The organism is Ruegeria sp. AL12, from assembly GCF_056540885.1.
The window spans coordinates 121,293-145,204 of sequence record NZ_JBQFXN010000001.1 but is presented as its reverse complement, the minus strand read 5'-3'; the positions used below and the strand labels follow the sequence as shown (position 1 = coordinate 145,204).

Sequence of the window (23,912 nt, the reverse complement as noted above, 5' to 3'; positions counted from 1 at the left end):
GCGGAGTGCAAAAACTGGCCTACGCTGTGCTGTTGGTGCTGTTGTTTGGCGTCTGCACTGGTTTGCTCGGAGGTCTTTAAGCCATGGCAAAGCGGTTCGGCGGCAAATACAGCCCACAGGGAGATGAATCGGAAAACGCCCCACTGCCGAGGGGTCAGTTTGACGGCGCACGGGTCGAGCCCGCTGGCGCACGTGCGAATATTCTGTTTCTACCCGCCATTCCTTTGGTGTTTCTGTCCCTGAACGACGGCGCGATTGGTATGACACTGGGGCTGGTCGCCGCTGGTTTTCTGACGGCGGCCGCATTCTTGCTGCGAGAAGGTCTGAGAGCTGAGGCCGCGTACAATGCCCGCAAAACCGCCCGACGCCCTGCTTTTCCGCGGAAGATATTTGCCAGTGTTCTCACCGGCCTTGGTGCTGGCCTTGCGTCTTACAGGTCCGAGTTTCTGGACGCTGAAGCGGCAGCGCAGGTTAGTCTGTTGGCCCCCGTGCTGTTTGGTGTTGCAGCGACCGTTCTGCATTCTGTCTCATTCGGGCTTGATCCGATGAAGAACAAGGGCATGGAGGGAGTCGACACCTTTCAGCAAGACCGCGTGGCGCGCGTGGTCGATGATGCCGAGAAACACTTGTCGGAAATGACGGATGCCATAAAACGCGCTGGCGATCGACGTATCGAAGCCCGGGTCGAGCGATTTCAGGACACCGCACGTGACCTGTTCCGCACGGTCGAGGAAGACCCCCGCGATCTGGCCGGTGCCAGAAAATATCTGACTGTGTATCTACAGGGCGCGCGTGATGCGACTGTCAAATTTGCTGATGTCTATGCGCGCACCCGCGACGCGCAGGCACTGGCCGGCTATTCCGCCCTTCTGGACGATCTGGAACAGAATTTTGCCGCGCGTACGCGGAAAATGCTATTGGATGACCGCAGTGATCTGACGGTCGAAATCGACGTGTTGCGTGAAAGATTGCAGCGCGAAGGCGTCCGGCTGGACTGACCGGCCATATTTGAGCGAGGAACATACCCATGTCCGATGAGATCAAGAACAAGGCAGTTCAGGCCGAGACTCTGGTACAGGAAGTCACCGCAGTTGCCCTACCCGAACCGCAAGCCGAAGTCGTGTCGTTGGAGGAAGCCGACGAACCCGTCAGCGCCGAAATTCGCAAGCGGATGAATGAAATCGACATGGACAACACCAATTCGATTGTCGCGTTTGGCTCGTCCGCTCAGGCCGAGCTGCAGGAAATCAGCCAGGCCATGCTTGCGGATGTGCGCAACAAGGATGTCGGCCCGGCCGGAGACAGCCTGCGCAATATCGTGACCACAATCCGCGGTTTCTCGGTCAGTGAACTTGACGTGCGGCGCGAGCGCAGCTGGTGGGAGAAACTGTTGGGCAGGGCTGCACCGTTTGCAAAATTCACAGCGCAATACGAAGAGGTTCAAGGCCAGATCGATCGCATTACCGACGATCTTCTGGGGCATGAGCATACGCTGCTCAAGGATATCAAATCTCTGGATCTGCTTTATGAGAAGACCTTGGGCTTTTATGACGAACTGGCGCTGTACATCGCTGCGGGCGAAGAGAAGCTGACCGAGCTGGACAGCCACGACATCCCTGAAAAGGAAGCCGAAGTTCAGGCCGCTCCGGAAGATCAGCAAGTGATGAAGGCACAGGAGCTGCGTGACATGCGCGCGGCGCGTGACGACCTTGAACGCCGGGTTCATGACCTGAAATTGACACGACAGGTCACGATGCAGTCCCTGCCATCGATCCGTTTGGTTCAGGAAAACGACAAATCGCTGGTCACCAAGATCAACTCGACACTGGTGAACACGGTACCGCTGTGGGAAACGCAGTTGGCCCAGGCGGTTACGATACAACGCAGTGCCGAAGCCGCCGCTGCGGTGCGGGATGCCAACGATCTGACGAACGAGCTTTTGACTTCGAATGCAGCCAACCTGCGCGAATCGAACAAGATGATCCGCCAAGAGATGGAGCGTGGCGTGTTCGACATCGAAGCGGTCAAGCAGGCCAATGCCGACCTGATTGGCACCATCAACGAAAGCCTTGCCATTGCGGACGAAGGCAAGGCCAAACGCGCCGCAGCCGAAGCTGAGTTGCAGAAGATGGAAAAGGAACTGCGCGACACTTTGGCGGCCGCCAAAGCGCGCCGCGACGGAACCGGCGACACTGCCGGTACGGCGGTTCCCGGCTAAGGGCGGGATCGGCGTGCGGGCCTTCGTTTACTTGAAAGGGACCTTGGGGATGGTGTCGCTTTTGGCTCTGGCCAATTGCGACGAGACGCTGACGTCATCCGTTGTTCCGCAACCTCGCCCGACACCCGCCCCCGCGGCAGCCAATGCCTATGTGCCGCCGTCGGCCGCAAGTCAGGATCTGGCGCGTTTTTATCAGCGGGTTGAACGGGATTTGCTGGTGCGGGGGCTGTTGCGCACCGATGGGGGTGGCCCGGACACCCCCTATGATGCCGACGATTTGGCGCGGAATTTCGAAGCGATTGCGTTCTACAGCGAATATCCGACGCAAAGCGTCGCGGTTGGCTCGCGTCAGACGGATGGGCAACTCAGCCGATGGTCCGGCTCTGTCCGCATACAGACCGAGTTCGGGCCCTCCGTGCTTCCCTCTGCACGGCAGAAAGATGCAGATCAGGTGCGGTCCTTTGCAACCCGACTGGCCAGATTGACCGATCATCCGGTTTCCGTTGTCTCCCGCAACGCCAATTTCCATGTCTTTTTTGCAGGCAAGGATGACAGCGCCTATGTCGTGTCCCGCCTGAAGCAGCTGATCCCGAATATCAGTCAGGACTCGCTGAATCTGGTGGCCAATCCACGTGCTAATTTCGACTGTCTGGTGTTTGCATCGGCGACGACTTCATCACCACACAGATACGTACGTGCCGTGTCCCTCATTCGGGCGGAATTGACGGATCTGGGCCGCCAAAGCTGCATTCACGAAGAAATTGCTCAGGGTCTTGGTTTATCTAATGACAGCCCGGCAGCGCGACCTTCGATTTTCAACGATGATGACGAATTTGCCCTGCTGACCAGTCACGACGAAAAGCTGCTGACGATGTTGTACGACCCACGGTTGCAGCCCGGCGTAGACGTTGATGAAGCGCGACCCATTGTACGAATTATCGCACATGAATTGATGGGGCAGTCGCTCTGACCCCAAGGACAGGAGAACCCAAATGGGAATATTCGATTTTCTGACCGGAGAATTCATTGATGTCATTCATTGGGTGGACGACACCCGTGACACGATGGTCTGGCGGTTCGAACGTGAGGGCCACGAGATCAAGTATGGCGCCAAGCTGACCGTGCGCGAGGGCCAGGCGGCCGTATTCGTGCACGAAGGCCAGCTGGCCGACGTGTTCACGCCGGGCCTCTACATGCTTGAAACCAACAACATGCCGATCATGACGACGCTGCAACATTGGGATCACGGGTTCCAGTCGCCGTTCAAGTCCGAGATCTATTTCGTCAACACGACCCGGTTCAACGATCTGAAATGGGGCACCAAGAACCCGATCATGCTGCGCGATCCCGAATTCGGCCCGACCCGGATCCGCGCCTATGGCACCTACACGATCCGGGTGAAGGACCCGGCCAAATTTCTGGTCGAGATCGTGGGCACCGACGGTGAATTCACGATGGACGAGATCAGCTTTCAAATCCGCAACATCATCGTGCAGGAATTCAGCCGGGTGATCGCGGGCTCGGGCATCCCGGTTCTGGACATGGCTGCAAACACCGCCGATCTGGGCAAGCTGATCGCGGCCGAGGTCTCGCCCGTGCTCGACGGTTATGGGCTGGAAATGCCGGAATTCTACATCGAAAACATCTCACTGCCGCCGGCGGTCGAGGCGGCGCTGGACAAGCGCACCTCGATGGGGCTGGCGGGGGATTTGGGCAAGTTCACCCAGTATTCCGCGGCCGAGGCGATGACGGCGGCAGCCAGCAACCCAAGCGGTGGCGGCGGCATGGGCGCTGGCCTTGGTATGGGAATGGGCATGGCGATGGCGAACCAGATGTCGAACATGGCAGCGGGTCAGTCGTCAGGCCCGTGGGGCGCGCCCGCACCCGCTGCCCCGCAACCATCCACGCATGTGGCCCCGCCGCCTCCCCCGCCGGTGGAGCATGTGTGGCATATCGCGGTGGACGGACAGACCAGCGGCCCGTTCTCGAAGGCCAAGATGGGTCGCATGGCCAGTGAGGGCGAGATCACGCGCGACACCTACGTGTGGACGCCCGGTCAGGACGGCTGGAAGAAGGCGGGTGAGGTGCAGGAACTGGCGCAGCTGTTCACGATCCTGCCGCCTCCGCCGCCCGGGGCGTGAGGCATCGGCATGACCGCATCGCGGAAACGCTCGAAGACAGGCGGGCGCAAAGCGCCGCAGCCGCAATTCATCTGCCCTTGCTGCGGTTATGTCACCCTAGCCGAGCGCGGGGCCTATCTTCACTATCCCCTCGACAAGTGACCACCTATGACCCAGCCTCCTGCCCCGCCATCCGGTTCTGCGGAACATCGTTTTCCATGTGACAATTGCGGCGCGGATTATCGATTCGACCCGCAATCCGGCACTCTGACCTGTGACCATTGCGGCCATTCCGAACCGATCGGTGCCGGCCCCTGGGGCGGCGCCAGCCTGCGCGAGCTGGATTTCGACGCTGCCATCGCCGACCGCCTGCCCGACAGCGAAATCGAAGAGACGCGGGTTCTGTCCTGCCCGAACTGTGCAGCGCAGGTTGAATTCGATCCCAACACCCATGCTGCGGAATGCCCGTTCTGTGCAACCCCGGTCGTGACGGGCACCGGGATAAACCGGCATATCAAACCGAAGGGCGTTCTGCCCTTTGCGCTGGACGAGCGCGCCGCCCACAAAGCCATGAGCGACTGGCTGGGGCGGCTGTGGTTCGCGCCGAACGGGTTGAAGGATTATGCCCGCAAGGGCCGCAGGATGCAGGGCATCTATGTGCCCTACTGGACCTTCGACGCCGATACGAAGTCGGCCTATCGCGGAGAGCGCGGCATAGTCTACTATGAAACCCGCACCGTCATGCGGGATGGCAAACGGGTGCAACAACAGGTTCCCAAGATCCGCTGGACGCCCAAGTCAGGCCGGGTGGCGCGATTTTTTGACGACGTATTGGTATTGGCCTCAAGGTCCCTGCCCAAGGCTTACACGGATGCTCTGGAGCCTTGGGATCTCCCGGCTCTGGAACCTTACCAGCCAGAGTACCTCGCCGGTTTTCGGGCCGAGGCCTATACGGTCGAGCTGAAAGATGGATATGCCGAAGCACGCGCATATATGGCCCGCGTGATCGAGCAGGACGTGCGTTTTGATATTGGGGGCGACAGGCAACGCATCCATGCAGTGGACACCGATGTGCGCGATGTCACGTTCAAACATATCCTGCTGCCGGTCTGGTTGGCGGCGTACAAGTATCGCGGTCAGACCTATCGTTTCGTGGTGAACGGCCGGACCGGCCGGGTTCAGGGAGAACGCCCCTGGTCGGCAATCAAGATCACGATCGCCGTTGTGCTTGGCCTGCTGGTTGCCGCGGGCATCGGATACCTGATGGCGACCGGACAGCAATGACCTTCGGGGGTTCCTCCGCCGAAAACTCTGCGGCGGAACCCCTTGAACATCCCCGGCTTCTCACCCATCCTGCCGCCGGCTGCCCCGGAGGAGAAGACGACGTGACCCTGGCCGACCTGAACACGCTTCTGACCGCACGCCATTCCTGCCGCGCCTTTCGGCCCGACCCGGTGCCACGTGGTGACATCGAACAGATCGTGGCCAGCGCGTCGCGAGTGCCAAGCTGGTGCAATGCGCAACCTTGGCAATTGGTCATCACCAGCAAAGACGAAACCGACAGGTTCCGCGACGCGATGTCAAACGAAGCCAGGAACGGCACGCCAGCCCCCGATCTTCCTTTTCCCGCTTCCTACTCCGGCGTGTATCAAGACCGGCGCCGGACGTGCGGCTGGGCGCTCTACAGCGCGGTTGGCGTAGAACGGGGGGACCGTGAAGGATCGGCGCAGCAAATGATGCAGAACTTCGCCCTGTTTGGCGCACCACATTGTGCCATCATCTCAAGCCCGGCAGAGCTGGGACCTTATGGCGCAATGGATTGCGGCGGCTTTGTCACGGCTTTTGCGCTCGCCGCTCAGGCATTGGGCGTGGCAACCATCCCGCAAGCGGCATTGGCGGCGTACAGCCCTTTTTTGCATCAGTATTTTCAGATCCCCGATGACCGGTTGATCCTGTGCGCAATTTCCTTTGGCTATTCGGATATGGATCATCCTGCAAACAGCTTCCGTACGGAACGCGCGGCATTGGGTGACTTTGTGGACTGGCGCGGCTAAACCATCGCTCAGGCAGGCTCAACGTTTCGGGGGAGGAACCAAGTGCGCGCATTGCTGCAAAGGGTGACACAGGCCAAAGTGTCGGTCGAAGGCACCGTCATCGGCAAAACTGGTCCCGGGCTCATGATTCTTGTCTGCGCCATGCAGGGCGACAGCAAGGCACAGGCAGAAAAACTGGCCGAAAAAACCGCGAAACTGCGGATTTTCAAGGATGACGCCGGCAAGATGAACCGCTCGCTTCTGGATGTTGAAGGATCTGCTTTGGTGGTCAGCCAGTTCACACTGGCGGCGAACACCTCCAGCGGCAATCGCCCCGGATTTTCAAACGCAGCCCCGCCCGAGTTGGGAGAGCAGTTGTACAAGGTCTTCGCAGAGCACCTTGCCGCGCAGGGTATCGCGGTGGAAACCGGACAGTTCGGCGCGGACATGGCGGTTGAGCTTGTAAATGACGGGCCGGTCACGATCTGGGTGGAGAATTGATGGATATTGAAAAGCAAGCTGTCAGGTTGTGGCAGGCCGGTGTTGATGCCGTCGGCGGGTATAAGGCCACCCTGGCCGCCTTGCCTGATGTCCCGAAACCAGACCGTATTCTGGCCGTGGGCAAACCCGCCGCAGCCATGGCGCGGGCTGCGCTGGAGCATTTCGGCGCCATCCCCACGCTTGTGGTCACCAAAGACGGGCATGGCCACGACCTGCCGGCCGGGGTCGAGGTGATCGAAGCGTCACACCCCGTTCCGGACGACCGCAGCCTGGCGGGCGGACGGGCACTGCGCCTGGCCATGGAACAGATGGGGCCCGGATCACATGTTCTGCTGCTGGTCTCGGGCGGCGCGTCATCCCTGGCCGAGGACCTGCTTCCCGGAACATCGCTGGCGGATCTCGAGGCGTTGAACCGCGAACTGTTGTCCAAAGGGCTGGATATCCGCGCAATGAATGCCGAGCGGCGCAAGCTGTCGCGTATCAAGGGCGGCGGCCTCCTATCCCATTTCGCCGGAGACCGCGCCACGGTTCTGGCGATTTCGGATGTGCCCGGAGACGATCTGAACGTCATCGGTTCCGGGATCGGAGCATTGCCCGACAAGCATTCCTTTGACGCCAGCACCCGGATCGTCGCTTCGAACGCGCATGCCCGCAATGCCGCTGTCAAAGCAGCGGAAACAATGGGGCTGAGAGTTTTGACCAATGATGAGGCCCTGCACGACGACTATTTGCAGGTCGCGGCGCGTCTTGGGCCCATGCTGCGTGGAATGGAAAAGGGCGTGATGATCTTTGGCGGAGAACCGACCGTGGTCTTGCCTGATCACCCGGGACGTGGCGGCAGAAATCAGGCCCTTGCGCTTGCTTTGGCAAAAGAGATCGCGGGACAAACGGATCTTGCGGTGATTGTGGGCGGCACCGACGGCACGGATGGCCCGACCAATGCGGCGGGTGGAATCATAACAGGGACAACCTGGGGTGAGGGCGCCGAACGCGCCCTTCAAAACGCCGATAGCGGGTCTTTCCTGGAAAAAGTCCAAGGCCTGCTGACAACCGGGCCAACCGGCACCAATGTCATGGATCTGGTTGTCGCGATACGTGGATGAATTGACGCTTATCATGCCGCTTTGGCCCGCAATCGACCAGAAACTACCCGAAAATGCAGAATGTATCTGAACACCCACTCAGCAATTGCCGCACACCGGGCAACAAAGCGAAGGCTTCGGCCTTCGGCATTTAGGAGAAATAACCTTGCCCGGTTCGCGGAAATAAGCCAACGTTGACTCATGCGTCAACAAAAAGCCCCCCAAGGGGCTGGAACCACTCAATAGGGAGACACTCAATGAATGAACAAATAACGCATATGGCCGGTCAGGTCACAGCCGGGAAGATGACTCGCCGCGAATTCATGGGGAAAGCCGCGGCCCTGGGTGTTTCGGCGGCGGTGGCCAGCACGATGTTCGCAGACGCAGCACGCGCAGCTGGCCCGAAAAAAGGCGGTGACCTGAAATTTGGCCTTCAGGGTGGCGAATCCACCAACTCGCTTGATCCCGCGACCTATGCCAGCTCGGTTCCGTTCCAGAACGGCAAACAGTTTGGCGACCAGCTTGTGGAAGTTGCACCCGATGGGTCCATCGAACCGCGTCTGGCGGAAAGCGTCGAAGGCAGCGCGGATGCCAAGGTTTGGACGTTCAAACTGCGTCAGGGTGTCGAATTCCACAACGGCAAAACCATGACCAGCGAGGACGTGCTGAAGACAATGCAGCGCCACTCGAACGAAGACTCCAAGTCTGGTGCCCTTGGTATCATGAAGGGCATCGAGTCAATGAAAGCCGATGGCGACAATTTCCAGGTCACTCTGTCCGAGCCAAACGCTGACCTTCCGTATCTGATGGCCGACTACCACCTGATCATTCAGCCCGATGGCGGCATGGACAATCCCGGAGCAGGTATCGGAACCGGACCGTACAAGGTGGAAGTAGACGAACCCGGTGTGCGCCACTTGTTCACAAAATACGAGAACCACTGGAACTCTGATTTTGGTAACTTCGACAGTGTTGAAGTCGTGGTTATCAATGACGCAACAGCGCGTACCGCTGCATTGCAATCGGGTCAGGTCCACGCCATCAACCGTGTTGAACCAAAGGTCGCGGACCTGCTGGGGCGCGCACCCAATCTGACCGTGCACTCGACCGCTGGCCGCGGCCACTATGTCTTTATCATGCACTGCGATACCGCACCGTTCGACAACAACGAACTGCGCACGGCCCTGAAGTATGCCATCAACCGTGCGGATCTAGTGGACAAAGTACTGCGCGGCTATGGCTCGATCGGTAACGACATGCCGATTAACGCAGCCTATCCACTGTTTGACGAGACAATCGAACAGCGCGAGTTCAGCGTGGAAAAAGCCGCCGAGCACTACAAGAAGTCCGGTCATGACGGTTCGCCGATTATTCTTCGTGTTGCAGACGGTGCCTTCCCGGGTGCCGTGGATGCCGCAGCCCTTTTCCAACAGACGGCGGCCCAGGCTGGAATTCCGCTGGAAATCAAGCGCGAGCCAAATGACGGCTACTGGTCCGAGGTTTGGAACGTACAGCCCTTCTGTGCCTCTTACTGGGGCGGTCGTCCGGTGCAGGACCAGATGTATTCGACCGCGTATCTGTCGACGGCTGACTGGAACGATACACGTTTCAAAGTTCAGGCATTTGACGACCTGCTGTTCGCGGCTCGTGCAGAACTGGATGTCGAGAAACGCAAGGGCATCTATAGCCAGATGGGCCGCATGGTCCGTGATGAAGGCGGTCTGATTTGCCCGATGTTCAACGATTTTGTCGAAGGTGTCAGCAACCAACTGGATGGTTGGGAAAGCGACCCGACACAGGAAATGATGAACGGCAACATGTCCCGCAAAATGTGGTTCGTCTGATACGGGCATCGGATAATGCATCCTATCATAAAACTGGTTTCCCAGCGCCTCGCGCTGGGAATTCTATTGCTGTTCGGCGCTTCGGCCTTGATTTTTGGCCTTACCGAAGCTCTTCCCGGAGACGCCGCGCAAGCCGTCCTGGGGCAGTCCGCAACCCCCGAGGCCTTGGCCAACCTTCGCGAAGAAATGGGCCTGAACCGCCCGGCCCTGACCCGTTATTTTGAATGGCTGGGCGGCATCGTTCAGGGCGACCTTGGCCAATCGCTGACCAACAAGCTTGATATTGCCGAGAGCATCGGAAAACGCCTCGGGAACACGTTGTTCCTGGCTTGTGTCGCGGCAATCGTATCCGTCCCGCTTGCGATCTTTCTGGGTCTGCTGGCTGTCCGGTTCCGCAATCGCTGGCCCGACAAACTGATTTCCGCCGTCACGCTGACAACGGTTTCCATCCCCGAGTTCCTGATCGGCTACGTCGTGATCTACTACATCTCGGTCAAACTGGGATGGTTTTCCTCGCTTGCGATGATCAACGACTCGATGTCGTTCTGGCAAAAGCTGAACGCGATTGCGCTGCCTGCCTTCGTTCTGACACTGGTGGTCCTTGCGCAGATGATGCGGATGACCCGTGCTGCAATTCTGAACCTCATGCAATCAGCCTATATCGAAACGGCCGAACTCAAGGGCCTGAGCACGTTTCAGGTCATTGCGCGGCATGCCTTTCCCAACGCAATTTCGCCCATCGTGAACGTTGTCATGCTGAACCTCGCCTACCTCGTTGTCGGCGTCGTCGTGGTCGAAGTCGTGTTCGTCTATCCCGGCATGGGGCAGTACCTTGTGGACGCCGTGACCAAGCGTGACGTGCCGGTTGTTCTGGCCTGCGGCGTGGTGTTCGCGGCTGTTTACATCGGTCTGAACATGGTCGCGGATATCGTCTCGATCCTCGCCAACCCAAGACTGAGGCATCCGAAATGAAAAACATCCCTATTTCGGCTCTGATTGGCCTCATATTCACCGGCGCCTATTTCTTCGTGGCCATTGCTGCCCCGTTGATCGCGCCTTACGGGATGGCGGAAGTGGTCGGCGATGTATGGGAGCCGGCCAGCGCCGAACACCTGCTGGGCACCGACAATATCGGCCGCGACCTGCTGACCCGCATGATCTATGGCGGTCGCACGACGATCTTCATTGCCGCCGCAGCGACATTGCTCAGCTTCTTGACCGGTACATCGCTTGGTCTTCTGGCCGCCGTTCTGGGCGGTTGGGCGGATCAGGCCCTCAGCCGGACGGTCGATCTGATCATGTCGATCCCTACCCTGATCCTTGCGCTGGTCATTCTGGCCATCGTTCCTGTCACTGTTCCGATCCTGATCCTTGTCATGGGGCTTTTGGATGCGACACGCCCCTATCGCCTGTCGCGCTCCGTCGCCGTGGATATCAACGTGATGGACTATGTCGAAGCCGCCAAATTGCGTGGTGAGGGGCGGACGTGGATCATCTTCCGGGAAATCCTGCCGAACGCATTGTCACCGCTGGTGGCCGAGTTCGGCCTGCGGTTCATTTTCATGGTCCTGTTCATCTCGACCCTGTCCTTCCTGGGTCTCGGCGTTCAACCGCCGCTGGCCGACTGGGGTGGCATCGTGAAGGAAAACAAGGACGGCATCGTGTATGGCATTGGCGCGGCCCTGTACCCCGCGGTGGCCATCGCGACGCTCGCAATCTCGGTCAACCTTGTGGCTGACTGGATCCTCAACCGTACTACATCGCTGAAAGGAGGTCGGGGATGAGTGATACCCTTCTCAAGGTCCGTGACCTCAAGATCGGTGCGACCGTTTACCCACCGGGTGAGAAACCCCATGACATCGAAATCGTGCACGGGGTCAGCTTTGACCTCGAGCGCGGCAAGGTATTGGGTCTGATCGGTGAGTCCGGCGCTGGGAAATCCACCATCGGTCTTGCCTCGATGGCCTATGGCCGGGGTGGCGTTGAAATCACCGGCGGCGAAGTCTGGGTCAACGGGCGCGACATCCTGAAATCATCGCATGGCGATATTCGGAATCTGCGCGGGGGTGAGGTTGCCTATGTCTCGCAATCTGCCGCCGCGTCGTTCAACCCGGCCAAGAAGATCATGGATCAGGTTGTCGAAGCGGCTGTCGAGCACAAGAAGTTTTCGCGCAAAGAGGCCGAGGCCCGCGCGCGTGAGCTGTTCGCAAAGCTGGGCTTGCCTGACCCTGACAACATCGGCAACCGTTATCCGCACCAGGTTTCGGGCGGTCAGTTGCAGCGTTGCATGACCGCATTGGCACTGTGTCCTGAACCCGATCTGGTGGTGTTCGACGAACCGACCACGGCGCTGGATGTTACCACCCAGATCGATGTTCTTATGGCGATCAAGGATGCCATACGCGATACCGGCGTTGCCGCTTTGTACATCACGCATGACCTGGCGGTTGTTGCGCAGGTCAGCGACGATATCATGGTTTTGCGGATGGGTGACACAGTCGAATACGGCAGCACCGATCAGATCATCAACAACCCGCAGGAAGAATATACTCAGGCTTTGGTCTCGGTGCGTTCGATCGAGCACGAAGAAAAGCAGCCCACACCGGAACCACTGCTTACCGTTGACGGGATCACCGCGCGCTACAAGGGGCTGAACTTCGACGTGCTGCATAACGTCAACGTCGAACTTCATCCGGGGCAGACGCTGGCGGTCGTGGGCGAATCCGGTTCGGGCAAATCCACGCTAGCCCGGGTGATCACCGGCCTGTTGCCGCCGCGCGATGGCGAGATCCGTTTTGCCGGTCGCACGCTGTCGCCGGACCTTGCGGGGCGTTCTCGCGAGGATCTGCGCGAGTTGCAGATGATCTATCAGATGGCAGACGTGGCAATGAACCCACGCCAGACCGTCGGCACCATCATCGGCCGCCCGTTGGAGTTCTATTTCAACATGCGTGGCGCTGAAAAGCGCAAGCGGATCATCGAGCTGTTGGATGAGATCGAGTTGGGCGAAAAGTTCATCGACCGCTATCCTGCGGAGCTGTCCGGAGGTCAGAAACAGCGTGTCTGTATCGCTCGGTCACTGGCAGCCAAGCCCAAGATGATCATCTGTGACGAGGTCACTTCGGCGCTGGATCCGCTGGTGGCAGACGGGATCCTCAAGCTGCTGCTGGACCTGCAAAAGATCGAAGATGTGGCCTATCTGTTCATCACCCATGATCTGGCGACGGTACGCGCGATCAGCGACAGCATCGCGGTGATGTATCAGGGTCGCGTGGCCCGTTATGGCTCGAAGAGCCAGGTGCTGAGCCCGCCCTTCGACGATTATACCGACCTGCTGCTCAGTTCGGTGCCTGAAATGCATCTGGGCTGGCTGGAAGAGGTTGTCGCCCATCGCAAGATGGAAAGCGCCGGCAACTGATCCGGTTCGTGACATTTCAATGTAGGTTTGAAATCCCGGCACCTTGTTTGAAGACAGGTGTCGGGATTTTGCTATTGGGGGCGCAAAGTGGCAGCCCGAGGACGTCAAATCCCTTAGGGTCGCCGGAACGCAATGTCTCTCAAAGGGCCTCGACATGGACCGCAAGCTACTTCTCATCATTCTGGACGGTGTCCCCTATCGCAACTTTCGTCGCCTGTTCGGCAATCTCGAAGGCTGGGTCGACAGCGGAGAAGCACGGCTTTGGAAACTGCGCGCGGTGCTGCCTTCGACATCGGCCAGTTGCTATGCGTCGATCCACACGGGCGTGACGCCGCAAGAGCATGGCTGTACCGGAAATGGAAACGTCTTCCGGCTGAGCCACAAGGACGTATTCAGTCAGGTGCGTGAAGCCGGTGGGGTGACCGGGGCGGTGACACACAGCTATTGGTCGCAGTTCTTCAACCGTCATCCCTTCGATTACGTCCGCGACATCGAATATGACGAACCCGAAAGCGCGACGATCAACCATGGCCGTTTTCACAGCATGACGGGCTATGGCAAAGCCAATCAGATGACGCCATCCGATGTCGACCTGTATGCCACTCTGACCAATCTGTGCCTTCGTTTCGGGCTGGACTATGGCATTCTGCACACCTGCACGCTGGACAGTATGGGACACCGTTTCTTCCACGATTGTGAAGAAATGGATCACGCTTGCTTTGTCGCCGACGAGATGCTGGCCCCTTTCATCCCCCGCTGGCGCCAGTTGGGATATGAAGTGATCGTCACCGCGGATCACGGCCAGGACGAGCGTGGGCACCACGGCGGGCGCGGCCCGCTGCAACAGGAAACGGCGCTGTATTATTTCGGCGACGCCGAAGGACCGGACTCCGAGACCGTCATAAGCCAATTGCAATTGGCCCCGACCATCCTGAGCCGAATGGGCGCCCCCATTGCAGAGACAATGAAGGCCGAACCGTTTCTGCGGTAACACGCAAGCAGCTTCGGGGCCGCTTATGCGGCCTTCGCAGCTACCACTGTCGCAAACACCTGATATCCATAAAGAGACCCGTTTCGAGCACGTCTTTCGTGCTCGGCCACAAGCCCTTCTGCCAGTTCTTTTCCGATATCACCCCGCTCGTACATTTGCTTGGTGGTAAGGGCGACCCAAGGCAACATCTGCTCGGCTGTCGAGACAACTCTGCTCTGCACGTCAAAATGTTGCACGGAAAGTCCGGCATCGGAAATCATTGACCTGAGTTTTGCGACGATAAAAGGATCGGTCACAAACTCGCGCACAAACTCCTTTGCGCATATATCCAGTGGATCATTTGGAAAGGCACTGAAGGTCGCTTTTGAGAAATCAGCGTCACAGACGATCAAGATCCCATCGGGTTTCAGCACTCTGAAGGCCTCGGCAACCAACGATTTGGGGTCTTCCACATGCGTGAGCACCGTGTGCATGATAACCGCATCGACGGCATCATCCTCCAGCGGAAGCGCGGCACCGTCGGCAACCTTGAAAGTCAGGTTCGAGTATTCCTTGGCCCGCGTGCTGGCTTCCGAGACAAATCCTTTCGAAGGTTCGAAACCTATGACCTTCGCCGGGTGGCAGTGTGATGCGATGCGACGTGTGACGGCGCCTGCACCGGCGCCAACTTCAACAACCGTCGATGCATCCGTGACGTTCAGGTGACCCAGATACGCGGCCACGATCCGCTCCATCGTCGGGTCCGCTTGCCGCTGGTCCATCGAGTCTGCAAACAGCTTGATGAATTCAGGCCCTGCGGCATCGACGTTCTGAAAGGGGTCGGCCATAAGGTAATATCTCCTCGGAAAATTTGAGTGAGCTTACCACAGCCAGCCGGTTTTCGGCATACAGGCCCCAAAAAGGACCAGAGCCTTCAATTCACTGCATCAGTCGTAGGACCAGATCCCCTGCCCCAGCGCTTCTATCGCAACCGAGATACGCTCAAAACTGTCGGCCGCACGTTTCACCGCAGTTCGTGCGCGCAGATATCCGTGCACAAGACCGAATTCATTGATCCAGTGGGCCTGCCCGCCAGCCGCATTGATCCGACTGCAATATACTTGCCCGTCGTCACGCAGCGGATCGCAATCAGCCGTTACAACCACGGTCGGCGGCAGGTTTGAAAAGTCACTTTCCTGCAATGGCGCATAGGTCGGATCGCCCTGGGGCGGATCGCCCGCGCATCGGATGGTTTCATAGAACCTGATTTCATCCAACGTCAGCAAGGGGGCCTGAGCATGTTCCTGGTAGGACCCCTGACTGCGGTCCCCTCCGAGGCCCGGATAGATCAGCGCCTGCCCCAGAATCCCGTCCAAACGCCCGCGCGCGTAATGGGATACGGCAGCAGCCAGATTTCCACCCGCGCTGTCACCGGCCAAAATCAAAGGGTCTCCGAATTCATTTGCCGCCCAGTTCGCAGCGCTCCAACAGTCATCAAACTGTGCCGGGTGCACATGTTCAGGGCACAGCCGGTAATCGACGGCGACGACCCGGTACCCGGTTTGGGCGCATAATTCAGCGCAAACATCGTCGTGACTTTCCAGACCACCAACAACGAAACCGCCACCATGAAAATAGATGACGGTTCGGGTTGGTTGCCCGGCAGAGTAAATTCGAACCGGAACACCATCGGCCGCCCGGTCCTGAGTTTCCACGCCAGCCGGGCGTGGTTGGCGAAAGTCCTGACACATGGTGTCATAGACACGGCGCTGATCCTCGATCGACAGCTCGACCGCGTCATCGGGATAGCTTTCGGCCGTGCGACGTATGAACGCCCAGGTTTCTTCGTCGATCAGGCGTTCATAGTCCATTGTCCCTCCGGCTTATTCAGTCCACTCCCATGGCCGGGTGTATACGCCCAGCACTTTTGCGACATCGTCTTCCGAAGATCCGTTCGCGTCAAGCTGCGCGACAAGGCCGCGTTTCTTATCATCAATGACGGAAACCACCCGCGCCGCCAAACCGGCATCCTCGAGGGCGCCGTTGTAGATACGAGTGATGGCCTGTTTCCGAAGTTCAGGCTTGAACACCTTGCCAACGGCCGTTTTGGGTAGCTCATCCAGAATGGTCATGTGCTTGGGTTGCGCCGCGCGTTCATGCACGTGAACCTTGCAGTAATCCATCAGCTCTTTTTCGGTGACAGACGCGCCCTCGACCAGTTCGACAAAGGCGCAGGGAACTTCACCGGAATGCGCATCCGGCTGGCCGATGGCACCGGCAAAAGCAACGGCCTCGTGACCCAGCAAAGCCTCTTCGATCTCGGCAGGGTCGATGTTGTGACCGCCACGAATGATCAGGTCCTTGGCGCGACCGGTGATCCAGAGATATCCATCTTCGTCGAAGCGCCCCAGATCGCCCGTGCGCAGGTACTTGTCGAAGTGATACAGGTTAACGTTCTTGTCGGCCTCAGTGTAAGTATTGCCCGCATAGACACCAGGGTTCGAGATGCAGATCTCACCGATTTGATCAGTGTCGCACTCGGTCGGTCCGTCTGGCCCATCCTGCAAGATCTTGACGTCTGTATAGGGGAACGGAATACCGATCGATCCGATCTTTTTCTCACCATCCACCGGGTTGCACGAAACCAGACACGTGGCCTCTGTCAGACCGTACCCTTCGACAATGGTGACGCCGGTCGCTTCTTCAAAGCGGCGGAACAGTTCCACCGGCAGCGGGGCCGAGCCCGAGAAGGCCGTTTTTACGCTTGAGATATCGGCATCGACCGGGCGCTGCATCTTGGCTGAAATCGCGGTTGGCACGGTGATGATGAAGCTCACCTTCCAACGCTCGATCAGCTTCCAGAAATTGTCGAATACTCCATCGCCGCGATATCCCTGTGGTGTAGGGAAAACCACATGGGCACCGGATGATACGGCCGCCATCACAATCACATGCACCGCAAAAACGTGGAACATGGGCAGCGGGCACATGATGACGTCGTTTTCGTCGAACAGAAGCGTGTTTCCCAACCAGCCGTTGTAGATCAGGCCAGAATACTTGTGCTGCGCCACCTTCGGCATACCCGTGGTGCCGCCGGTATGGAAATAACAGGCGACACGATCTTCCTTGCTGTCTTCGAACGTCAGCGTCGTCGGTTGCTTGGCCAGTTCCGTGTGGAAGTTCTTGTAATCCGCATGGGCAAGCTTTTCCTTGTCGCCCATCTTGGGGCGCAGAAACGGCACCAGCCATGATTTGGGCGGGGTCAGATACCGGTTCAGATCGATTTCCAGAATGGTATTGACCTTGGGTGCGTGGCGCACCGCCTCTTCGACCTTCTGCGCGACATCTGTTTTCGGGAAAGATTTCAGCGTCACCACGACCTTGGCGCCGGTCTCGCGCAGGATCGCGGCAATCTGTTCCGGTTCAAGCAAGGGGTTGATCGGGTTCACGATCCCCGCAACCGCGCCGCCCATCATCGTCACCAGTGTCTCGTTGCAGTTGGGCAGCACATAGGCGACCACGTCCTTTTCACCCACACCCAGCGAGCGGAACAGGTTCGCCGCCTGGTTGACCTGAGCCAGAAGTTGCGACCAGGTCAGAGTCTCGGCCTTGTCATTCGGGCCCGAGAACAGTTGGAAGCTTATGGCATTGTGGTTGGGGAACTTCCCTGCTGTGCGCGACAAAAGCTGATGGAAGGTGACGGGCAAATCCCGATCCTCCCACGGCATTTCCTGTTCCATGCGCTTCTTGTCTTCCAAACCCACAAAGGCCATGTGGTTCCTCCCGTATTATTCTCCCGCGTTTTGCGCGGGCTTGTTGTTCGCAACCAAGATGGAAGCAAAACGAACCTCGCGCAAGCGAGGCCTTAGCCTTCAAGGGGAGTAAAATGTAGAATGACGCTACGGCGAATTCGCAAGTGCCGGAGCGTCACTCTTATTCTGCGGCGACACCATCGGTGAACTGCAACCGGGCAAGGCGTGCATACAGCCCGTCCTGAGACACCAGATCCTCGTGACTGCCTTGTGCAACGATGCGGCCTTCCTCTAGCACGATGATGCGGTCCGCTTTCTTAACGGTCGCCAATCTGTGCGCGACGATCAGGGTCGTGCGCCCGGCACGCATCTTGTCCACCGCGCCCTGCACTGCGCGTTCGCTTTCCGCATCCAGCGCTGAAGTCGCCTCGTCCAGCAGCAGAACCGGCGCGTCGCGCAGGATTGCGCGGGCAATGGCAATACGCTGCTTCTGCCCGCCAGACAGCATGACACCGCGTTCGCCGACAAAGCTGTCATATCCTTGGGGCAAGGCCGCAATAAAATCATGCGCGGCAGCGGCCCGGGCGGCGGCCTCGACTTCAGCATCCGAGGCATCCAGACGGCCAAAGCGGATGTTTTCCCGCGCGGATGCAGCAAAGATCACAGGATCCTGAGGCACCAGAGCCATGTGGCGGCGGAAATCTGACCGGTTGATGTCGCGCAGATCAAGACCGTCCAGCGTCACGCGGCCCGAGTTCGGATCATAGAACCGCTGGATCAGTTGGATCACGGTTGTTTTTCCTGCCCCGGATGGCCCGACGAATGCGACCGTCTCGCCTGGCTTCACCAGAAGTGACAGATGATCCAATGCAACCGTATCGGGCCGCGCGGGATAGCGGAAGCTGACATCTTCAAACCGGATTTCGCCCTGAATGTTCTTGGGAAGCGCTTTGGGATTGGCAGGGTCGGTCACGGTATCTTCTGCATGCAGCAGCTCGACCAGACGTTCGGTGGCCCCCGCGGCACGCTGAAGTTCGCTCCAGATTTCGGACAGGGCGGCGACCGAGCCCGCCATGATGATCGAATAGATGACGAACTGGATCAGAACGCCTTCGGTCATCACGCCATTTCGTACGTCATTGGCACCCATCCACAGAACGCCCACGATGCCCGAGAAAACCAGGAAGATCACGATCACCGTCAGCACCGCGCGGGTCTGTATGCGGCGCAGCGAGACGCTGTAAGATGTCTCGGTCATCTCACTGAATTGCTGGCGGCTGGCCTGTTCATGAGAAAATGCCTGAACGGTCTGTACCGCACCCAATGCCTCACCCGCGTTGCCGGACGAGGCCGCGATCCAGTCCTGATTCTCGCGGCTGATCACGCGCAGACGGCGACCAAGTACAAGGATCGGCACGATGACCACCGGGATCAGCAACAATACCAGCCCGGTCAGCTTGGCGGATGTCAGTAGCATCAGAACCAGCCCACCGACGAACATCAGTATGTTTCGCAGGGCAATGGACACGGACGAGCCGAGAACAGATTGGATCAGCGTCGTGTCAGTGGTGATCCGGCTCAGCACCTCACCGGTCATGATTCGCTCATAGAATTCCGGGCTCATGCCGATGACCCGATCAAACACCGCCTTGCGGATATCGGCCACTACCCGTTCGCCCAGACGGGTCACAAGCGCATACCGAATACCGGTACCCACGGCCAGAACGGCAGCGATGACCAGCGCGGCCAGAAAATACCAATCCAGAAGCTCTCCATCCTGAATTCGGAAATTGTCGACCACGCGCCGCACCGCCAATGGCAGCGTCAGGGTCATGCTGGCCGTCAGAATCAACGCCAGCGTCGCGCCGATCATCAGGAATTTGTAGGGTTTCATGAACGGCCAAAGCGAGGCCAGAACCCCAATCTTCTTTGAACGGGCGCGTTCCTCGGAGGCTCCGGGCGCGGCGGTATGCGTTGGCTTGCTGGCGGCTTGTCTTGCCATGTCTGGCCCTTGTATCCTGAACCGTACTGAGTGACCGCTTTCTTGGAGGTAGCGGCAGGTATGGTCAAGCATCACAACCGCAATCGGCAGGTCGAAAGGGCCATTTGACGCAGAATTTCAGGGAAGGCGTGGAGCGGGTAGACGGAATCGAACCGACATAGCCTGCTTGGAAGGCAGGGGCTTTACCATTAAGCTATACCCGCAAATGGTTTGCGCTGGTTAAGTCATGCTTTCGGGATCGTCAAGCCGGAAGTGGCAAATTTAGTGGCGCAATTCTTCCGACACTGCTCGGCCCGTCAGTCCTGATTGCGAAATATCCGGGTCGAGGAAAAGAACCGCTCCAGTTCTTCGATCCGCTCCTTGCTTTCTTCCCAACGTGCCTCCTGCACTTCGGCAATCAGCGTTTCCGAGATCAACTGCAACGCAATGGTCGAATCCCAACTGGATGGCGCCTCGACCAATGCGTGGAAAGAATAATTGGCGGTCTTTCCGATCGGCGAACCCCATTGGTCCGTAAACAGAACAACGGTGACGCCGCGGCCCGAGGCAACCTGTGCCAGCTTCTCCAGATGCGCCTCGTAACGGCGGATGTCGAAGATCACCAGAACGGATGATTCATCCATATCTAGAAGGTATTGCGGCCAGACATTCGCCGAATTGCCCAGCATCGTGACGTTGGGCCGGATGATCTGCATGTGATTGAACAGATAATCCGCATTTGACCGCGTGATGCGGCCACCAACGACGTAAAGATGACGCTCTGTCTCGGCCAAAAGACGCGCGACGGCATCGAACATCTCTTTGTCCAGACGTTCCAGCGTGTGGCGCATGTTGGTCCATACGGCCTGGGCAAAACGCGTCGTCGGATGTTCTGCCTCGTCATCCACAACCCAGGCGTCCCGTTTTGAGATCGGCTTTTTGATCTGCGCCGCAACCTCTTCGCGCAGCGCATCCTGCAAGTCGGGGAACCCGTCAAACCCAAGCTTGCGCGCCATGCGAATGACGGTCGGGGTCGAAACTTGCGCCGCAGCGGCCAGCTTGGTGATCGATTGCAAACCGGCCATCGGATAATCCTGCAACAGGACCGAGGCCAATTGACGTTCAGACCGTGTCAGATCGTCCAGCTCATCCTGAATCCTCTGTTTGACAAGTTTGGCAACGGTGGCCATCGGCGCCCTCGTTTCTTGAATTTGTTACAGGATATGTTCGTTTGAAATTTTGTCTACAGAAATTTTCTTGACAGGTGAGAAGTTGCTGTAACAAATGCTACCTATGCGTCACGAGACCGAGTCATCATTGCTTTTGCCGACCGAAGCCCCGGCAGCCCGCGTGCTCAATGCGCACGGTCGCGCGCCTGCCGTGCTGATATGCGAACATGCAAGCCGGTTTATTCCGGCCGCGCTGGATGGACTGGGGCTGGATGAGGCGGCGGCCAGCTCTCACGCGGCCTGGGACATCGGCGCGCTGGACCTGTCGGTGGAGCTGATGGGCGCTTTGGATGCGCCGCTGGTCCACTCGCGCGTCAGTCGCCTTGTTTATGACTGCAACCGCCCGCCCGAACGCGAAGATGCCATGCCGCAAGTCAGCGAAGTGTTTTCCATTCCCGGCAACATGAACCTGACAGATGCTCAGCGCGCCCAGCGGGTACGCGACGTGTATGAGCCTTTCAAAACGCTGGTTTCATCCACTTTGGACGAACGGCCTGAACCTCCGGTTGTCATCACGATCCACAGTTTCACGCCCGTCTACAAGGGAGCCCCCCGAACGGTAGAGCTAGGGATTCTTCATGACGAAGACGACCGCGCCGCGCAGCTGATGCTGAGCCACGCGGAAAGCTCGGGATTGCGCGTGGCTTTGAACGAACCTTACTCGGCGACGGATGGCGTCACGCACACGTTGCGCGAACACGCGGTCCGGCGCGGGCTTCCAAATGTCATGATCGAGGTTCGAAACGATCTGATCGACACAGCAGACGGCGTGAACCGCATTGCGGGATTGCTTACGCCAATTCTGCAATCGGTCATCCAAGACTTATCGCACGCAGAGGCGAAACCATGAGAGCAGAGGTATCGGGATGAATTTCATGCGGGGATATGTGGCGGTCATTGACCGCACGAACCGCTGGGTCGGACGCTTCGTCATGTACGGCATCTTCGTCATGATGGGCATCCTGCTCTGGTCCTCGATTTCAAAAACCTTTTTCCTGCCATCGCTGTGGACCCTGGAAATGGCCCAGTTCGCAATGGTCGCCTATTACATTCTGGGCGGCCCCTATTCGATCCAGATGGGGTCCAACGTCCGCATGGACCTTCTGTACGGCGAATGGTCCGACCGTCGTCGCGCGTGGACGGATGCGATCACCGTCCTTTTCCTGATCATCTACCTGGGCGTGATGATCTACGGCGGATACGACTCGCTGAGCTATTCGCTGCAATATGGCGAACGCAGCCCAACCGCGTGGCGTCCATACCTGTGGCCAATCAAGGTCATCATGGTCGTGGGCCTGTTCCTGATGTTGCTTCAGGCGATCTCGGAACTGTTCAAAGATATTCTGCGCCTCAGGGGCGATGACATCCCGCGCGAGGTGATCTGATGTCGTACGAATTGATCGCCATCCTGATGTTTTCGACCATGATGCTGATGCTGCTGACCGGGCAGCGCGTTTTTGGCGCGATTGGTTTTGTCGCCGTGATGGCCGCCCTGTTTCTGTGGGGGGATCGCGGCGGCTATGACATTGGCTTTTCGGCCGCCATGAAGCTGATGAAATGGTATCCGCTGCTGACCCTGCCGATGTTCATCTTCATGGGCTATGTTCTGGCCGAATCCAAAATTGCAGACGATCTGTACAAGATGTTCCACGTTTGGATGGGCGGCCTGAACGGTGGGCTCGCAATCGGCACAATCGGTCTTATGGTGCTGATTTCGGCCATGAACGGGCTGAGTGTCGCGGGCATGGCCATCGGCGCGACCATTGCGCTGCCGGAACTGCTGAAACGTGGCTATGACAAGAAAATGGTGACCGGTGTGATACAAGCCGGATCGTCATTGGGCATCCTTGTGCCGCCCTCCGTCGTGCTGGTTCTTTACGCGATGATCGCGCGCCAGCCTGTCGGGCAGCTCTGGCTTGCAGGGCTGCTTCCCGGGCTGATGATGGCCGCCATGTTCATCCTTTACATCGTGATCCGCTGCCGCATCAACCCGGCCTTGGGGCCCGCCTTGTCAGCCGAGGAGCGCGACGTGCCCATGGCAGAGAAACTGCGCCTGTTGCGTGCGGGCCTGCTGCCCTTGGGCATTTTCGCCGCGATGATGGTGCCCTTCGTCAACGGCTGGACCTCGCTGGTCGAAAGCTCGGCCATCGGAGCGTTGACGGCGTTCGCCGCGGCCATCCTCAAGGGCCGTATGACACGTGAGGTTTTCGAGACGTCTGTACGGTCAACGCTGGGCATCACCTGTATGTTCATGTGGATCATCCTGGCTGCGCTTGCCTTTGGCGCTGTTTTCGACGGTTTGGGCGCCGTTCGGGCAATCGAGAACCTGTTTACCGAACGGCTGGGCCTCAACCCTTGGGTGATCCTGATCTTGATGCAGCTCAGCTTTATTCTGATGGGCACGTTTCTGGACGATACGGCCATGCTGGTGATCGTCGCACCTTTGTACGTGCCGCTCGTGGGTGCATTGGGGTTCGACCTGATCTGGTATGGGGTTCTGTACACGATCACCACCCAGATCGCCTATATGACGCCGCCTTTCGGCTACAACCTGTTCCTGATGCGCGCGATGGCGCCACCAGAGATATCGCTGCGCGACATTTACGGTTCGATCCTGCCCTTCGTGATGGTGATGACGCTGGCGCTGGCGATCATCATGACGTTCCCGCAGATCGCACTGTGGCTGCCTGAATACATCTACAACAAATGATCCCGGATCAAACCGGGGCTTCGCGGGCAATCCCCGCACAATCGAAACTGACCA

At 58.5% G+C, this 23,912-nt stretch carries 21 protein-coding genes and 1 tRNA gene; 16 read left to right on the top strand and 6 right to left on the bottom strand.

The window, feature by feature from the left end:
* Positions 1-83: 83 nt before the first annotated feature.
* The 13 genes from ACR0C6_RS00710 to ACR0C6_RS00650 all read left to right on the top strand — a co-directional run bounded on the left by ACR0C6_RS00710 (position 84) and on the right by ACR0C6_RS00650 (position 14,207).
* Positions 84-998, top strand: coding sequence for a 5-bromo-4-chloroindolyl phosphate hydrolysis family protein (locus ACR0C6_RS00710; protein ID WP_480617912.1), 915 nt, complete (start codon positions 84-86; stop codon positions 996-998).
* A 29-nt stretch (positions 999-1,027) separates the two neighbouring features.
* Complete coding sequence (locus ACR0C6_RS00705) at positions 1,028-2,218, top strand: toxic anion resistance protein (RefSeq protein ID WP_480617910.1); 1,191 nt, start codon at positions 1,028-1,030, stop codon at positions 2,216-2,218.
* A gap of 49 nt (positions 2,219-2,267) precedes the next feature.
* Positions 2,268-3,188, top strand: coding sequence for a DUF2927 domain-containing protein (locus tag ACR0C6_RS00700; RefSeq protein WP_480617909.1), 921 nt, complete (start codon positions 2,268-2,270; stop codon positions 3,186-3,188).
* A 22-nt stretch (positions 3,189-3,210) separates the two neighbouring features.
* The gene (locus ACR0C6_RS00695) at positions 3,211-4,359 is read left to right on the top strand and encodes an SPFH domain-containing protein (protein ID WP_480617908.1); all 1,149 of its coding nucleotides are present in this window, start codon (positions 3,211-3,213) and stop codon (positions 4,357-4,359) included.
* A gap of 147 nt (positions 4,360-4,506) precedes the next feature.
* Entirely contained in the window at positions 4,507-5,622 is a 1,116-nt protein-coding gene (locus tag ACR0C6_RS00690) for a TFIIB-type zinc ribbon-containing protein (protein ID WP_480617907.1), read from the top strand.
* A 101-nt stretch (positions 5,623-5,723) separates the two neighbouring features.
* The gene (locus ACR0C6_RS00685) at positions 5,724-6,392 is read left to right on the top strand and encodes a nitroreductase (protein ID WP_371814331.1); all 669 of its coding nucleotides are present in this window, start codon (positions 5,724-5,726) and stop codon (positions 6,390-6,392) included.
* A gap of 42 nt (positions 6,393-6,434) precedes the next feature.
* Positions 6,435-6,872, top strand: a complete 438-nt coding sequence (gene dtd / locus ACR0C6_RS00680) for a D-aminoacyl-tRNA deacylase (protein WP_480445848.1) — start codon at positions 6,435-6,437, stop codon at positions 6,870-6,872.
* The gene (locus tag ACR0C6_RS00675; RefSeq protein ID WP_480445850.1) at positions 6,872-7,975 is read left to right on the top strand and encodes a glycerate kinase type-2 family protein; all 1,104 of its coding nucleotides are present in this window, start codon (positions 6,872-6,874) and stop codon (positions 7,973-7,975) included. Before dtd ends, ACR0C6_RS00675 begins: the two co-directional genes overlap by 1 nt.
* A gap of 236 nt (positions 7,976-8,211) precedes the next feature.
* The gene (locus ACR0C6_RS00670) at positions 8,212-9,798 is read left to right on the top strand and encodes an ABC transporter substrate-binding protein (protein ID WP_152458789.1); all 1,587 of its coding nucleotides are present in this window, start codon (positions 8,212-8,214) and stop codon (positions 9,796-9,798) included.
* 15 nt (positions 9,799-9,813) lie between these two features.
* Complete coding sequence (locus tag ACR0C6_RS00665) at positions 9,814-10,770, top strand: ABC transporter permease (RefSeq protein WP_152458791.1); 957 nt, start codon at positions 9,814-9,816, stop codon at positions 10,768-10,770.
* On the top strand, positions 10,767-11,582 hold the full coding sequence (locus ACR0C6_RS00660; protein WP_152458793.1) for an ABC transporter permease: 816 nt from the start codon (positions 10,767-10,769) through the stop codon (positions 11,580-11,582). Before ACR0C6_RS00665 ends, ACR0C6_RS00660 begins: the two co-directional genes overlap by 4 nt.
* Positions 11,579-13,216, top strand: coding sequence for an ABC transporter ATP-binding protein (locus ACR0C6_RS00655; RefSeq protein WP_152458795.1), 1,638 nt, complete (start codon positions 11,579-11,581; stop codon positions 13,214-13,216). The genes ACR0C6_RS00660 and ACR0C6_RS00655 overlap by 4 nt, the downstream gene beginning before the upstream one ends.
* Positions 13,217-13,370: 154 nt before the next feature.
* A complete protein-coding gene (locus tag ACR0C6_RS00650; protein WP_171114717.1) occupies positions 13,371-14,207 on the top strand; it encodes an alkaline phosphatase family protein in 837 nt (278 codons plus the stop codon).
* A gap of 23 nt (positions 14,208-14,230) precedes the next feature.
* Here the strand turns inward: ACR0C6_RS00650 and ACR0C6_RS00645 are convergent, their stop codons facing one another.
* The 6 genes from ACR0C6_RS00645 to ACR0C6_RS00620 form a co-directional block, all read right to left on the bottom strand.
* Positions 14,231-15,034: a class I SAM-dependent methyltransferase gene (locus tag ACR0C6_RS00645; RefSeq protein ID WP_171329522.1), complete on the bottom strand. Its 804-nt coding sequence runs from the start codon at positions 15,032-15,034 to the stop codon at positions 14,231-14,233.
* Between the two features lie 99 nt (positions 15,035-15,133).
* Complete coding sequence (locus tag ACR0C6_RS00640; RefSeq protein ID WP_480617904.1) at positions 15,134-16,057, bottom strand: alpha/beta hydrolase; 924 nt, start codon at positions 16,055-16,057, stop codon at positions 15,134-15,136.
* 12 nt (positions 16,058-16,069) lie between these two features.
* On the bottom strand, positions 16,070-17,959 hold the full coding sequence (locus ACR0C6_RS00635) for an acyl-CoA synthetase (protein WP_480617903.1): 1,890 nt from the start codon (positions 17,957-17,959) through the stop codon (positions 16,070-16,072).
* Between the two features lie 160 nt (positions 17,960-18,119).
* Complete coding sequence (locus ACR0C6_RS00630; RefSeq protein ID WP_171329516.1) at positions 18,120-19,940, bottom strand: ABC transporter transmembrane domain-containing protein; 1,821 nt, start codon at positions 19,938-19,940, stop codon at positions 18,120-18,122.
* A 129-nt stretch (positions 19,941-20,069) separates the two neighbouring features.
* Positions 20,070-20,143 (bottom strand) — tRNA-Gly (locus tag ACR0C6_RS00625).
* 93 nt (positions 20,144-20,236) lie between these two features.
* Positions 20,237-21,109 carry a MurR/RpiR family transcriptional regulator gene (locus ACR0C6_RS00620; protein WP_171114706.1) on the bottom strand — a complete coding sequence of 291 codons (873 nt, stop codon included), beginning with the start codon at positions 21,107-21,109 and terminating at the stop codon, positions 20,237-20,239.
* A 103-nt stretch (positions 21,110-21,212) separates the two neighbouring features.
* Between ACR0C6_RS00620 and ACR0C6_RS00615 the strand changes: the two genes are divergently transcribed.
* The 3 genes from ACR0C6_RS00615 to ACR0C6_RS00605 are packed head-to-tail and all read left to right on the top strand — an operon-like array spanning position 21,213 to position 23,858.
* Entirely contained in the window at positions 21,213-21,998 is a 786-nt protein-coding gene (locus tag ACR0C6_RS00615) for an N-formylglutamate amidohydrolase (RefSeq protein WP_480617902.1), read from the top strand.
* A gap of 16 nt (positions 21,999-22,014) precedes the next feature.
* Positions 22,015-22,533, top strand: a complete 519-nt coding sequence (locus ACR0C6_RS00610) for a TRAP transporter small permease subunit (protein WP_171114702.1) — start codon at positions 22,015-22,017, stop codon at positions 22,531-22,533.
* Entirely contained in the window at positions 22,533-23,858 is a 1,326-nt protein-coding gene (locus ACR0C6_RS00605) for a TRAP transporter large permease (protein WP_171205339.1), read from the top strand. Before ACR0C6_RS00610 ends, ACR0C6_RS00605 begins: the two co-directional genes overlap by 1 nt.
* Positions 23,859-23,912 lie beyond the last annotated feature (54 nt).